Below are 14,113 nucleotides of genomic sequence, written 5' to 3'. Positions count from 1 at the left end.
CTATTTCTCCTGACTGACAGCCGCGCATATCAGCGTGATACCGCGGGCTTGTATCTGATCGCGTGCCTCCAGCGGCAGGCGATCATCGGTAATTAGGGTATGGACGCTGCTCCATGGCAGCTCCAGGTTGGGAATCTTGCGGCCGATCTTGTCGGACTCCACCATCACGATCACTTCGCGAGCCACATCCGCCATGACGCGGCTGAGTCCCAGCAATTCATTGAAGGTGGTGGTACCGCGCACCAGGTCGATGCCGTCGGCACCAATGAACAACTGGTCGAAATCATAGGAACGCAGCACCTGCTCGGCGACCTGCCCCTGGAAGGACTCGGAATGCGGGTCCCAGGTACCACCCGTCATCAACAGCACCGGCTCGTGTTCGAGTTCGCTCAAGGCGTTGGCGACGTGAAGCGAGTTGGTCATCACCACCAGACCTGGCTGCTGGCCGAGTTCCGGAATCATCGCCGCCGTGGTACTGCCGCTGTCGATGATGATCCGCGCATGCTCGCGAATCCGCGTGACCGCAGCCCGGGCAATCGCCTGTTTGTATCGGGACACTGGTTGACCGATATCGGCAACCAGTTCCTGAGGCATGGTGATCGCACCACCATAACGGCGCAGCAACAGGCCGTTGCTTTCAAGTGCCGCCAGGTCCTTGCGAATCGTAACTTCCGAGGTTTCGAAGCGCTTGGCCAACTCATCCACACTGACTTCACCCTGCTCATTGAGCAAGGTGAGGATGTTGTGACGGCGTTGAGGTGTATTGCGTTTCGACATGACGGGGTAAGTTTCGATTCGAAAGATAACGTAAGCAATCAAAACCTATCAGCGAAACTTCGTCAAGCGAGAGGCGACAAAAAGATCTGTGGATAACCTCGTAGGAGCCGGCTCGCTGGCGATTGCGGTTTCCGCTGATACACCGCGTCGTCTCGATCGCCAGCAAGCCGGCTCCTACAGGGATTGTGGATAACTTACGTCTTTTTGATCTTCTCCGGCCGCTTCCAGCCGTCGATGTTCTTCTGACGCGCACGGCCCACGGCCAATTGTGCGTTATCCACATTCTGCGTAATGGTCGATCCGGCGGCGGTGGTTGCACCGCTAGAGATATCCACAGGCGCCACCAACGAGTTGTTGGAACCAATGAACACATCTTCACCCAACACGGTTTTCCACTTGTTGGCACCGTCATAGTTGCAGGTGATGGTGCCTGCTCCGATGTTGGTCCGCGCGCCAATCTCGGCATCGCCCAGATACGTCAAGTGACCGGCCTTGGCGCCTTCGCCCATGTGAGCGTTTTTCAGTTCAACAAAGTTACCCACATGCGCGCGAGCCTCTAGCACGGTGCCGGGACGCAGACGCGCAAATGGACCGGCATCGCTGCCTTCGCCCATGATCGCGCCCTCGATATGGCTGTTGGCCTTGATCACCACGCCTTTTCGCAGGGTGCTGTCCTTGATCACGCAATTCGGGCCGATCACCACGTCATCTTCGATGACAACGTTGCCTTCAAGAATCACGTTGATGTCGATCAGTACATCGCGACCGACAGTGATGTCGCCGCGGACATCGAAACGTGCCGGGTCGCGCAGTGTCACGCCCTGGGCCATCAAACGGCGACCCGCGCGCAGTTGATAATGACGCTCCAGCTCGGAAAGCTGCTTGCGATCATTGGCGCCCTGCACTTCCATGGCGTCATGAGGTTGCTCGGTGGCTACCACCAGACCATCGCTGACCGCCATGGCAATCACGTCAGTCAAGTAGTACTCGCCCTGGGCGTTGTTGTTGGAGAGACGGCTCATCCAGTCACCCAGTTGCGCAAATGGCAGCGCGAGAATACCGGTGTTGCCTTCAGTGATTGCACGTTCGGCGTCGTTGGCGTCTTTCTGTTCGACGATGGCCGTCACCTTGCCGGCAGCATTACGGACGATGCGGCCATAGCCAGTCGGATCGTCCAGCTCCACGGTCAGCAAACCCAATTGCTGTGGCGCAACCTGCTTGAGCAAACGCTGAAGGGTCTCGACTTCGATCAAAGGTACGTCACCGTAAAGAATCAGGACGGTGTCGGACTCAATGAATGGCACTGCTTGAGCAACCGCGTGGCCAGTACCCAACTGTTTGTCCTGCAGGACGAAATTCAGATCATCGGCTGCCAGTCGCTCACGTACCGCGTCGGCACCATGGCCGATCACCACGTGGATGCGCTGTGGATCAAGTTGCCGAGCGCTGTGGATAACATGGCCAAGCATCGAGTTGCCGGCAATCGGATGCAGAACTTTCGGCAGTGCCGAACGCATGCGAGTGCCTTGGCCGGCAGCGAGGATAACAATTTCAAGAGACATGACAGGCTACCAATCCTGGGTGGTCAGCGGCTGCGACCAGGTTATGAAAATCGGAAAAGAAAAAAGGGTAGCCGAGGCTACCCTTTTTAATCAATCGCGCAACAAGTGATGGCCTGTTAGTGGCCGAACTTCTTGCGGATCTGCTGGACGGTGCGCAGCTGAGCTGCAGCCTCGGCCAGACGTGCAGAAGCAGAACCGTAATCGAATTCCGCGCCCCGCTCATGCAAGGCCTTCTCGGCAGCCTTAACGGCTTCCTGAGCGGAGGCTTCGTCCAGGTCGGCAGCTCGTTGCACGGTGTCGGCAAGAACCTTGACCATGTTCGGCTGAACCTCGAGGAAACCACCGGAGATGTAATACACCTCCTCTTCCCCGCCCTGCTTGACCAGGCGGATCGGGCCCGGCTTGAGATTAGTGATCAACGGCGCGTGACCCAGGGCGATACCAAGATCACCCAGTGCACCGTGCGCAATCACCATCTCGACCAGGCCGGAAAAGATTTCCCCTTCCGCGCTGACGATATCGCAATGGACTGTCATAGCCATCTGATTGCCTCAACCTAAATTAGCGCCCGTTGCCGGGCGCCGGGATTACAGTTTCTTGGCTTTCTCGATCGCTTCTTCGATGCCGCCGACCATGTAGAACGCTTGTTCTGGCAGGTGGTCGTAGTCACCGTTGAGGATGCCTTTGAAGCCAGCAATGGTGTCTTTCAGGGAAACGTATTTACCCGAAGCACCGGTGAAGACTTCAGCCACGAAGAACGGCTGCGACAAGAAACGCTGGATCTTACGAGCACGGTTTACCAACTGCTTGTCGGTTTCCGACAGCTCGTCCATACCCAGGATCGCAATGATGTCCTTCAGTTCTTTGTAACGCTGCAGAACATACTGTACGCCGCGAGCGGTGTCGTAGTGGTCCTGACCGATTACGTTCGGGTCCAACTGACGCGAAGTCGAGTCGAGTGGATCGACCGCCGGGTAGATACCCAGGGAAGCGATGTCACGGGACAGAACGACGGTGGCGTCCAAGTGGGCGAAGGTGGTCGCTGGCGACGGGTCAGTCAAGTCATCCGCAGGTACGTATACCGCTTGGATCGAGGTGATCGAACCGTTTTTGGTCGAAGTGATACGCTCTTGCAGAGTACCCATCTCTTCGGCCAGGGTCGGCTGGTAACCTACTGCGGAAGGCATACGGCCCAGCAGTGCGGATACTTCAGTACCGGCCAGGGTGTAACGATAGATGTTGTCGACGAACAGCAGAACGTCGTTACCTTCGTCACGGAACTTCTCAGCCATGGTCAGGCCAGTCAGAGCAACGCGCAGACGGTTACCCGGCGGCTCGTTCATCTGACCGTAAACCAGTGCCACTTTGTCCAGAACGTTGGAATCCTTCATCTCGTGGTAGAAGTCGTTACCCTCACGAGTACGCTCACCCACACCGGCGAACACGGAATAACCGCTGTGCTCGATGGCGATGTTACGGATCAGTTCCATCATGTTTACGGTTTTGCCTACACCGGCACCACCGAACAGACCCACTTTACCGCCCTTGGCGAACGGGCAAACCAGGTCGATAACCTTGATGCCGGTTTCCAGCAGGTCGTTGCCGCCCGCTTGTTCAGCGAAGGTTGGCGCAGGACGGTGAATGCCCCAGCGCTCTTCGGTGTCGATCGGGCCAGCTTCGTCGATCGGGTTGCCCAGTACGTCCATGATCCGGCCCAGAGTCGCTTTACCGACCGGTACGGAGATGGCTGCGCCAGAATCGGTGACTTCCAGACCGCGCTTCAAGCCCTCGGTGGAACCCATCGCAATGGTACGAACCACGCCGTCGCCCAGCTGCTGCTGAACTTCAAGAGTGGTGCCTGCATCGCTTTTTACACTCAAAGCGTTGTAGATGCTCGGTACGCTGTCGCGTGGGAATTCCACGTCGATAACGGCGCCGATGATTTGAACGATACGTCCGCTACTCATAGCTGGATCCTCTGAATATTTGAACCGTTAAACCGCGGCAGCGCCGCCGACGATTTCCGAGATCTCTTGGGTGATCGCAGCCTGACGCGCCTTGTTGTAGACCAGCTGCAAATCGCTGATCAAATCACCGGCGTTGTCGGTAGCGTTCTTCATCGCGATCATCCGCGCAGCTTGTTCAGCCGCGTTGTTCTCGACCACCGCCTGGTAGACCTGCGACTCCACGTAACGGACCATCAAGCCGTCAAGCAGCTCTTTGGCGTCCGGTTCGTAGAGATAGTCCCAGTGGTGCTTGAGTTCTTGATCCGGGGTTGCCACCAGTGGAATCAACTGCTCCACGGTAGGCTGTTGCGTCATGGTGTTGATGAACTTGTTGGACACAACGCTCAGACGGTCGATACGACCATCGAGGTAGGCATCCAGCATCACCTTGACGCTGCCAATCAGATCATTGATCGATGGCTCTTCACCCAGGTGGCTGATAGCTGCTACGACGTTTCCGCCGAAGTTGCGGAAGAAAGCCGCACCCTTGCTACCAACAACACACAGATCGATCTCGACGCCGTTTTCACGGTTTTTCGCCATGTCCTTGACCAAGGCCTTGAACAGGTTGGTGTTCAAGCCACCACACAGACCACGGTCACTGCTCACCACGACATAACCAACGCGCTTGATTTCACGCTCGATCATGAATGGGTGGCGATATTCCGGGTTAGCGTTGGCCAAATGGCCAATAACCTGGCGGATGCGCTCCGCGTAAGGACGGCTAGCAGCCATGCGCATTTGTGCCTTGCGCATTTTACTGACCGCCACTTTTTCCATGGCGCTGGTAATCTTTTGCGTGCTTTTGATGCTCGCAATCTTACTGCGAATCTCTTTTGCGCCTGCCATGTAACACCTATCAGGTTAGCAAGCGGGAGCCTTGCGGCTCCCGCTGCGGCTTACCAGGTTTGGGTGGCCTTGAACTTCTCGATACCGGCTTTCATGCCAGCGTCGATTTCGTCATTGAAGTCACCCTTCACGTTGATCTTCGCCATCAAATCGGCGTGATCGCGGTTGAAGAAAGCAATCAGCGCTTGTTCGAAGCTGCCGATCTTGGCGATTTCAACGTCAGTCAGGAACCCACGCTCAGCGGCATACAGCGACAGCGCCATGTCAGCGATCGACATTGGTGCGTATTGCTTCTGCTTCATCAGCTCGGTAACGCGCTGACCATGCTCAAGTTGCTTACGGGTCGCTTCGTCCAGGTCAGAAGCGAACTGGGCGAATGCCGCCAGTTCACGGTACTGAGCCAGAGCGGTACGAATACCACCGGAGAGCTTCTTGATGATCTTGGTCTGAGCGGCACCACCCACACGGGATACCGAAACACCGGCGTTCACAGCAGGACGAATCCCGGAGTTGAACATGGCCGATTCCAGGAAGATCTGACCGTCGGTGATGGAAATCACGTTGGTCGGAACGAACGCGGAAACGTCGCCAGCCTGGGTTTCGATGATCGGCAGTGCGGTCAGGGAACCGGTTTTGCCGGTCACTGCGCCGTTGGTGAACTTCTCTACGTATTCTTCCGAAACGCGGGATGCGCGCTCCAGCAGACGGGAGTGGAGATAGAACACGTCGCCTGGGTAAGCTTCACGGCCTGGTGGACGGCGCAGCAGCAGGGAAATCTGGCGGTAAGCCACTGCTTGCTTGGACAGATCGTCATAAACGATCAGCGCGTCTTCACCGCGGTCGCGGAAGAATTCACCCATGGTGCAACCGGAGTACGGTGCCAGGAATTGCAGTGCTGCAGATTCCGAAGCGCTCGCTGCCACGACGATGGTGTTAGCCAGTGCGCCGTTTTCTTCCAGCTTGCGAACCACGTTGGCGATGGTCGATTGCTTCTGACCGATCGCTACGTAGACGCAGAAAATACCGCTGTTTTTCTGGTTGATGATCGCGTCGATCGCCAGAGCGGTTTTACCGATCTGACGGTCACCGATGATCAGCTCACGCTGGCCACGGCCGACAGGGATCATGGCATCGACAGCCTTGTAGCCAGTCTGTACAGGCTGGTCTACCGACTTACGCCAGATCACGCCTGGAGCAACTTTCTCGACCGCATCGGTCTCGGTGTTGTTCAGCGGACCTTTGCCGTCAACAGGGTTACCCAGTGCGTCGACTACGCGACCCAGCAGTTCCTTACCAACCGGAACTTCGAGGATACGGCCGGTGCACTTGGCGCTCATGCCTTCAGCCAGAGACTGGTAGGAGCCCAAAACTACGGCACCTACGGAGTCTTGCTCCAGGTTGAGAGCCATACCGAAGACGCCGCCCGGAAACTCGATCATCTCGCCGTACATAACGTCGGCCAGACCGTGAATCCGCACGATACCGTCAGATACGCTGACGACAGTGCCTTCGTTACGGGCTTGGGAGGTCACATCGAGCTTGTCGATGCGGCCCTTGATAATTTCACTTATTTCGGAAGGATTGAGTTGCTGCATTGCTCTGCTGCCCCTTCAAACTCAAGATTTCAATGCTTCGGCAAGGTTCGCGAGTTTGCCGCGAACCGAGCCATCGATAACCAGGTCGCCGGCGCGGATGACAATGCCCCCAATAAGGGATTTGTCTTCCTCGACTTGCAGGCGCACTTCCCGGTTGAGTCGTGCACTGAGAACCTTGGCGAGTTTGTCTTGCTGTTCTTGGTTCAATGCAAAAGCACTGGTCACTTCAACGTCTACCGACTTCTCTTGTTCGGCCTTGTACAGGTCGAACAGAGCGGATATCTCCGGCAACAGCGGGAGACGGTCGTTTTCGGCAACGACGTTAATGAAGTTCTGTGCCTTCACATCAAACTTGTCGCCGCACACGTCAATAAACGTGGCGGCCTTGTCTGCGCTCGTCAGTCGCGGGGCCTTGAGCACGCGCTGCATGGTGTCGTCTTGCGACACTGCTGCAGCCAGGCCGAGCATGGCTGACCAAGAGGCCAGTTGCTGGTGGGCCTGGGCGTGCTCGAAGGCTGCCTTAGCGTAAGGTCGGGCCAACGTGGTCAATTCTGCCATGATCGCCCTCGCTTAAATTTCAGCAGCCAGTTTGTTTACCAGCTCCGCGTGCGCGTTTTGATCGATTGTGGCACCCAGGATCTTCTCGGCGCCGCCAACGGCCAGAGCACCCAATTGGGCACGCAGCGCGTCTTTGACACTGTTCAGTTCCTGCTCGATCTCGGCCTGAGCCTGAACCTTTACACGGTCAGCGTCGATACGGGCTTTTTCAACAGCCTCTTCAACAATCTGGTTACCGCGTTTCTTGGCTTGCTCAATGATTTCAGCTGCCTGAGCCTTAGCTTCGCGCAGTTGTTGACCCGCTTTATCTTGGGCCAACTCCAGGTCGCGAGCTGCTCGGGCGGCAGCGTCCAGTCCATCCGCGATCTTCTTCTGACGTTCGTGCAAAGCCGCGATGACCGGAGGCCACACGAACTTCATGCAAAACAGTACAAAAATGAAGAACGCAACGGACTGGCCAATCAGGGTTGCATTAATGTTCACGCCAACACCTCGCTCGTTCGTTGCACATCAAACCAATCACTCGAAGGTTCGAGTGATTAGCCAGCGAGTTGACCAACGAATGGGTTCGCGAAGGTGAAGAACAGAGCGATACCAACACCGATCATGGTTACGGCGTCGAGCAGACCGGCAACGATGAACATTTTAACTTGCAGCATTGGAACCATTTCTGGCTGACGCGCTGCGCCTTCCAGGAACTTGCCGCCCAACAGGCCGAAACCAATTGCGGTACCCAGTGCGCCCAGGCCGATCAACAGTGCAACAGCGATAGCGGTTAGACCAACTACAGTTTCCATCTTTCCTCCCGACTTTTACGTCGTATGGTTTAGGTTTTTTAGATTTTAAAGCGGTAAAACAAATCGTTTCATAGCCCTGTTCGGGCCCCCACTCGTTTGACCGAGTGGGACATCAGACTAGTCGAGACTGGTCTTAATGGTTCTCTTCGTGCGCCATCGACAAGTAAACGATGGTCAGCATCATGAAGATAAACGCCTGCAGGGTGATGATCAGGATGTGGAACACAGCCCACGCCCACTGCAGAACTACGCCCAGGCCGCTAAGCCAGAGCAGACCGCTGCCGAACATCACAGCAATCAGAATGAAGACCAGCTCGCCGGCGTACATGTTGCCGAACAGACGCAGTGCCAGCGAAATTGGCTTGGCGATCAGCGTCACGAACTCCAGCAGGAAGTTCACCGGAATCAGCAGGGCCTGAACGAAGATGTTCTTGCTGCCGAACGGGTGCAGGGTCAGTTCGCCGATGAAACCGCCGATGCCCTTGACCTTGATGCTGTAGAAAATGATCAACGCGAACACCGACAGGGCCATGCCCAGGGTAGCGTTCGGGTCAGTGGTCGATACGGCACGGAACGGAATGTGCGCATCGCCAGTGATCAGGATGGCCAGCTGAGGAATCCAGTCGACCGGAATCAGGTCGACGGCGTTCATCAGGAAGACCCAGACGAAGATGGTCAGTGCCAGCGGTGCAATCACCGGGCTACGGCCATGGAAGCTGTCTTTCACGCTGCCATCGACGAATTCGACCAATACTTCAACGAAGTTCTGCAAAGCACCAGGCTGACCGGAAGTCGCCTTCTTTGCCGCCATGCGGAAAAGAAGAACGAAGATCAGACCCAAAGCGACCGACCAGCCGAGTGTATCGACGTGGAAAGCCCAGAAGCCCATTTCTTTGGCTTCTGCTGCGGTGTGGGCAAAACCCCACCCGCCGGTTGGGTGCTGACCGAAAGTCAGGTTCTGCAAGTGGTGCTGGATATAGCCCGAAGCGGTTGTTTCTGCCATGGTTGCCTCAAACGCCCTAAGGTCTCGAAAGTCTTGTTCTCATCAGCAGGGGCGCGAACCAGCTGACCAGTTGGGTCAACACGAAGACGCCGAATACAGCTAGCGGCGCCAATGGCTTCACACCTGCAAACGTCAATGCAAAGAGCACTGCCGTCAAAATCAGTTTGCCAGCCTCGCCGGCATAAAAAGACCGGACGATGGCTTGAGCTGCTCGGGCGCCGGAAAACCGAAATGCCCTGTGAGCGAAATAAACATTGGGCAGCAAGGCTATCAGGCCTCCGCAAAGTCCTGAGTATCCTGCAACGACTCCATGCCAGTACCAGAGCGCCAAAGCGGCCAGTACCAAAACGACAAATTGAGCCATCAACACCGGAAAAACTGCCAGGCGATGGAACGGCAAGCGGTTTGGCGTGCGGCTCTCCATCGTTTTTGCTCCCCAATGATCGGCTGCCAGAATTCAATAACTTGGCATAATTTGTGCCGACAAAATGCGCGCAGAGTATAGGGGCGGTTCTGCCCCTATTCAACTGTCAGGTAGTGATTTCCGACTGCACGCTACATGAGGAAATGTTTCAGCGGATGTGGGCAAGCACACCTTGAAGCTCATCGAGGGAGTTGTAACCAATTACCAACTGCCCTTTCCCCTTCTTTCCGTGTCGGATCTGCACCGCAGAGCCTAGGCGCTCAGCCAGGCGCTGCTCAAGTCGGGCGATATCCGGGTCCGGCTTTACCGGTTCAGCAGGCTCCTGTTTACCACTCAACCACTGGCGAACCAGTGCTTCAGTCTGGCGCACAGTCAGCCCCCGTGCGACAACATGTCGCGCCCCTTCAACCTGTTGATTCTCCGGCAAACCAAGCAAAGCACGCGCATGACCCATTTCCAGGTCACCGTGCGAGAGCATGGTTTTGATAACTTCCGGCAACGCGATCAAGCGTAGCAGGTTGGCCACGGTCACGCGGGATTTGCCCACCGCTTCGGCCACTTGTTGCTGAGTCAGCTGGAATTCCTGCTGCAAACGCTGCAGGGCCACCGCTTCTTCGATCGGATTGAGGTCTTCGCGCTGGATGTTCTCGATCAGCGCCATGGCGATGGCGGTTTCATCCGGCACATCGCGAACCATCGCCGGGATGGTTTCCTGGCCAGCCTGCTGGCTCGCACGCCAGCGGCGTTCGCCGGCGATGATTTCGAAGCGGCCGCTGCCGATCGGGCGAACCACGATCGGCTGCATCACACCCTGGGCCTTGATCGACTGCGCCAGTTCTTCCAGCGCTTGCGGGTCCATGTCCCGACGTGGCTGGTACTTGCCGCGCTGGATCAGGTCCAGGGGCAAATGCTGCAACTCACGCTGATCGGCTTGTACAGCCTGCTCTTCCAGCGAGCTGACGGTCGGACCGCTCAGCAGTGCATCCAGTCCACGTCCGAGACCTCGTTTCTTGACGGCCATGGGGATTCCTTAAGTTGCCTGAGCAGCGGCAGTGCGTGAGTTTTTGCGCTGACGGCGAACCATCTCGCCGGCGAGTGCCAGATAAGCAATGGCGCCCCGCGAAGTCTTGTCGTAGGCCAGCGCCGGCATGCCATAGCTTGGCGCCTCAGCCAGGCGGATGTTACGCGGGATAACCGTATCGTAGAGCTGTTCGCCGAAGTGTTCCTTGAGCTGCGCGGACACGTCGTTCATCAGGCTCAGGCGCGGGTCGTACATCGTCCGCAACAGGCCTTCGACTTTCAGGTTCGGGTTCAGCAGTTCAGCGATGCGCTTGATGTTATCCACAAGGTCGCTCAAGCCTTCGAGGGCGAAGTACTCGCACTGCATGGGGATAATCACCCCATCGGCAGCGACCAGGGCGTTCAGTGTGAGCATCGACAGCGACGGCGGGCAGTCGATCAAAATGTAATCGTAGTTTTCACGGATGGGCGCCAACGCACTGCGCAGGCGGCTTTCCTTCATCTGCATTTCCAGCAGAACCACTTCGGCCGCAGTCAGGTCACGGTTGGCCGGCAACAGTTGGTAACCACCGTGCTCGGAATAGTGCATGGCCTGGGCCAGATCGCATTCGCCGATCAACAGGTCGTAGACCGAGTTTTCCAGGCCGTGTTTATCCACACCGCTACCCATGGTGGCGTTGCCCTGTGGATCGAGATCGATCAACAGCACCCGGCGCTTGGTAGCAACCAGGGAAGCTGCGAGGTTGATGCAGGTGGTGGTTTTACCCACACCACCCTTTTGGTTCGCTATCGCGAATACCTTAGCCATTCTTGCTTGTGTTCCCAATCATGCCGTGCGGCGCAGTATCAGCAGATGGCGTTGGCCTTGGCAACCAGGTACGGCCAGGGCGTGTTCGCTATCGAGGTGGAAGTCTGCCGGCAATGCTACCAGCTCATCGGCCGGATGAACGCCCTTCATTGCCAGCCAGCGTGTATCGGCATCGCCGAGGTGACGCGTCCAGTTGCTGAAGTTCTCCATGCTGCTGAACGCCCGGGAAATGATCCCGTTGAAAGGCTGTACAGGCTGGAAGGCTTCGACGCGACTGTGGATAACTTGCAGGTTATCGAGTTTGAGTTCGAGTTTGACCTGGGTCAGAAACCGGGTTTTCTTGCCATTGCTGTCCAGGCAGGTCACTTGGGAATCTGGAAACAGGATGGCCAACGGAATGCCCGGCATGCCGCCACCGCTGCCAACGTCCAGCCAACGGCCGTTTTCGATGAACGACATCACACTCAAACTATCGAGCAGGTGACGCGAGACCATTTCGTCCGGATCGCGCACGGCGGTCAGGTTGTAAGCCTTGTTCCATTTGATCAACAGGGCCAGATAACCCAGCAACTGCGCATGCTGGGTTTCGGTCAGTGCGACACCGAGCTGGCGAGCACCTGTGGATAACTCTTCGGCGTGTTGCGAGGTGACCAACGAACTCAAGCGCTTTGCTCCAACTGACGGCCCGCGCCGCGTTTTTTCAAATGAATCATCAACAGCGAAATCGCTGCTGGCGTGACACCCGGAATGCGTGACGCCTGGCCCAGTGTTTCTGGACGGGTCGCACCGAGCTTGCTCTGGATCTCTTTGGAGAGACCGGAAATGTTCGTGTAATCGATATCCACAGGCAGTTTCGTATCTTCACTGGCCCGCAGACGCGCGATTTCGTCCTGCTGACGATCGATGTATCCGGCGTATTTGGTCTTGATTTCGACCTGTTCGGCAACCTGTGGATCTTCCGCGCCGCCGCCGGTCACGGCGATCAGACCAGCGTAGTCGATTTCCGGACGGCTCAGCAGGTTGAGCAAGTTGTATTCGTGGGTCAGCGGTGTGCCGAACTTTTCAGAAATCGCATCGCCTTGCTCGGTGCCCGGGCGGACCCAGGTACTTTTCAGGCGTTGTTCTTCCAGATTGATACTTTCGCGTTTCTTGCAGAAAGCCGCCCAACGCACGTCATCCACCAAACCCAATTCGCGACCTTTTTCGGTCAAGCGCAGGTCCGCGTTGTCTTCGCGCAGGATCAGGCGGTACTCGGCGCGGGATGTGAACATCCGATACGGTTCCTGAGTCCCCAAGGTAATCAGGTCGTCGACCAGCACTCCGATGTACGCCTCGTCGCGTCGCGGGCACCAGGCGTCTTTGCCCTGAGCACGCAGTGCGGCGTTGGCCCCGGCCAGCAAACCTTGGGCGCCGGCTTCTTCGTAACCGGTAGTGCCGTTGATTTGACCGGCGAAAAACAGACCGCCGATGACTTTGGTTTCGAGGCTGTACTTCAGGTCACGCGGGTCGAAGTAGTCGTACTCGATGGCGTAGCCGGGACGCACGATGTGCGCGTTTTCCATGCCGCGGATCGATTGCACGATCTGCAATTGCACGTCGAACGGCAAGGATGTGGATATCCCGTTCGGGTACAGCTCGTGAGTGGTCAAACCTTCCGGTTCGATGAAGACCTGATGGCTTTCCTTGTCGGCAAAGCGGTGGATCTTGTCTTCGATCGACGGGCAATAACGCGGGCCGATGCCTTCGATCTGCCCTGCATCGGAATACATCGGCGAACGATCGAGGTTCGCGGCAATGATTTCGTGGGTGCGGGCATTGGTGTGGGTAATCCAGCAGCTCACCTGTTTCGGGTGTTGCTCTTTGGAACCCATGAACGACATCACCGGGATCGGTGTATCGCCTGCTTGCTCGGTCATCACCGAGAAATCCACAGAACGACCGTCGATTCGCGGCGGCGTACCGGTTTTCAGACGACCAACCCGCAATGGCAATTCACGCAGACGGTGAGCCAGAGCGATCGATGGCGGATCACCGGCACGACCACCGGAATAATTCTGCATGCCGATGTGGATAAGTCCACCCAGGAAGGTGCCAGTGGTCAACACCACGGAATCCGCGAGGAAACGCAGGCCCATTTGGGTGACAACACCGCGCACTTGTTCCTGTTCAACGATCAGGTCATCAGCGGCTTGTTGAAATATCCACAGGTTCGGCTGGTTTTCCAAGGCTTCGCGGACAGCGGCCTTGTACAAAACCCGGTCTGCCTGAGCGCGAGTTGCACGCACGGCCGGGCCTTTTCGGCTGTTCAACACGCGAAACTGAATTCCGCCTTTATCGGTAGCCATGGCCATCGCGCCGCCGAGGGCATCGATTTCTTTCACCAAGTGGCTTTTGCCGATCCCGCCAATGGCCGGGTTGCAACTCATGGCACCAAGGGTTTCCACGTTATGCGTCAGCAACAGGGTTTTAGCACCCATACGTGCTGAGGCCAGTGCTGCCTCGGTACCGGCATGACCGCCGCCGATGACGATCACTTCAAAACGGGAAGGGAAATCCACCACGCACCTCGTGCCTGCTTCAGTTAGGTAATCAGGAATAGTTTGAGCTCAGGTTTTTGGACCTGGTCGACAAGTATAGGGACTTAGCCCTTCCTAAAGAACCCTTTGCACAAAATTTAACCAGCTGTGGAGAAGTCGGGGTTATAGAAATTAAAA

Annotated in this window: 15 protein-coding genes; all 15 read right to left on the bottom strand. The window is 56.8% G+C overall.

The window, feature by feature from the left end; translation table 11 throughout:
- Window positions 1-777 (bottom strand): DeoR/GlpR family DNA-binding transcription regulator, encoded by a 777-nt coding sequence (locus tag F8N43_RS12795; RefSeq protein WP_150630632.1) that lies wholly within the window; start codon window positions 775-777, stop codon window positions 1-3.
- Window positions 778-971: 194 nt separating this feature from the next.
- Entirely contained in the window at window positions 972-2,339 is a 1,368-nt protein-coding gene (gene glmU, locus F8N43_RS12790; protein WP_150653869.1) for a bifunctional UDP-N-acetylglucosamine diphosphorylase/glucosamine-1-phosphate N-acetyltransferase GlmU, read from the bottom strand.
- A 116-nt stretch (window positions 2,340-2,455) separates the two neighbouring features.
- A complete protein-coding gene (locus F8N43_RS12785) occupies window positions 2,456-2,881 on the bottom strand; it encodes a F0F1 ATP synthase subunit epsilon (RefSeq protein WP_075946957.1) in 426 nt (141 codons plus the stop codon).
- 45 nt (window positions 2,882-2,926) lie between these two features.
- The gene (atpD, locus tag F8N43_RS12780) at window positions 2,927-4,306 is read right to left on the bottom strand and encodes a F0F1 ATP synthase subunit beta (protein WP_150630634.1); all 1,380 of its coding nucleotides are present in this window, start codon (window positions 4,304-4,306) and stop codon (window positions 2,927-2,929) included.
- A 27-nt stretch (window positions 4,307-4,333) separates the two neighbouring features.
- A complete protein-coding gene (gene atpG, locus F8N43_RS12775) occupies window positions 4,334-5,194 on the bottom strand; it encodes a F0F1 ATP synthase subunit gamma (protein ID WP_150630635.1) in 861 nt (286 codons plus the stop codon).
- 50 nt (window positions 5,195-5,244) lie between these two features.
- Window positions 5,245-6,789, bottom strand: coding sequence for a F0F1 ATP synthase subunit alpha (atpA, locus tag F8N43_RS12770; protein WP_008155713.1), 1,545 nt, complete (start codon window positions 6,787-6,789; stop codon window positions 5,245-5,247).
- A gap of 21 nt (window positions 6,790-6,810) precedes the next feature.
- The gene (locus F8N43_RS12765; protein WP_017341700.1) at window positions 6,811-7,347 is read right to left on the bottom strand and encodes a F0F1 ATP synthase subunit delta; all 537 of its coding nucleotides are present in this window, start codon (window positions 7,345-7,347) and stop codon (window positions 6,811-6,813) included.
- A 12-nt stretch (window positions 7,348-7,359) separates the two neighbouring features.
- Window positions 7,360-7,830, bottom strand: a complete 471-nt coding sequence (locus F8N43_RS12760; RefSeq protein WP_008027535.1) for a F0F1 ATP synthase subunit B — start codon at window positions 7,828-7,830, stop codon at window positions 7,360-7,362.
- Between the two features lie 56 nt (window positions 7,831-7,886).
- Window positions 7,887-8,144 (bottom strand): F0F1 ATP synthase subunit C, encoded by a 258-nt coding sequence (gene atpE, locus F8N43_RS12755; RefSeq protein WP_002555987.1) that lies wholly within the window; start codon window positions 8,142-8,144, stop codon window positions 7,887-7,889.
- A gap of 133 nt (window positions 8,145-8,277) precedes the next feature.
- Window positions 8,278-9,147 (bottom strand): F0F1 ATP synthase subunit A, encoded by an 870-nt coding sequence (gene atpB / locus F8N43_RS12750; protein ID WP_010465471.1) that lies wholly within the window; start codon window positions 9,145-9,147, stop codon window positions 8,278-8,280.
- Between the two features lie 16 nt (window positions 9,148-9,163).
- Window positions 9,164-9,571: a F0F1 ATP synthase subunit I gene (locus tag F8N43_RS12745; protein WP_150630636.1), complete on the bottom strand. Its 408-nt coding sequence runs from the start codon at window positions 9,569-9,571 to the stop codon at window positions 9,164-9,166.
- 148 nt (window positions 9,572-9,719) lie between these two features.
- A complete protein-coding gene (locus tag F8N43_RS12740) occupies window positions 9,720-10,592 on the bottom strand; it encodes a ParB/RepB/Spo0J family partition protein (protein ID WP_008027541.1) in 873 nt (290 codons plus the stop codon).
- A 9-nt stretch (window positions 10,593-10,601) separates the two neighbouring features.
- Window positions 10,602-11,399, bottom strand: coding sequence for a ParA family protein (locus F8N43_RS12735; protein WP_027926208.1), 798 nt, complete (start codon window positions 11,397-11,399; stop codon window positions 10,602-10,604).
- Window positions 11,400-11,417: 18 nt separating this feature from the next.
- Window positions 11,418-12,062: a 16S rRNA (guanine(527)-N(7))-methyltransferase RsmG gene (gene rsmG, locus F8N43_RS12730; RefSeq protein WP_150630637.1), complete on the bottom strand. Its 645-nt coding sequence runs from the start codon at window positions 12,060-12,062 to the stop codon at window positions 11,418-11,420.
- Window positions 12,059-13,957: a tRNA uridine-5-carboxymethylaminomethyl(34) synthesis enzyme MnmG gene (gene mnmG / locus F8N43_RS12725; RefSeq protein WP_150630638.1), complete on the bottom strand. Its 1,899-nt coding sequence runs from the start codon at window positions 13,955-13,957 to the stop codon at window positions 12,059-12,061. Before mnmG ends, rsmG begins: the two co-directional genes overlap by 4 nt.
- Between the last annotated feature and the right edge of the window lie 156 nt (window positions 13,958-14,113).

This window comes from Pseudomonas fluorescens, assembly GCF_902498065.1.
Classification (GTDB): domain Bacteria; phylum Pseudomonadota; class Gammaproteobacteria; order Pseudomonadales; family Pseudomonadaceae; genus Aquipseudomonas; species Aquipseudomonas fluorescens_BJ.
This window is presented reverse-complemented; position numbering and strand designations above follow the sequence as displayed.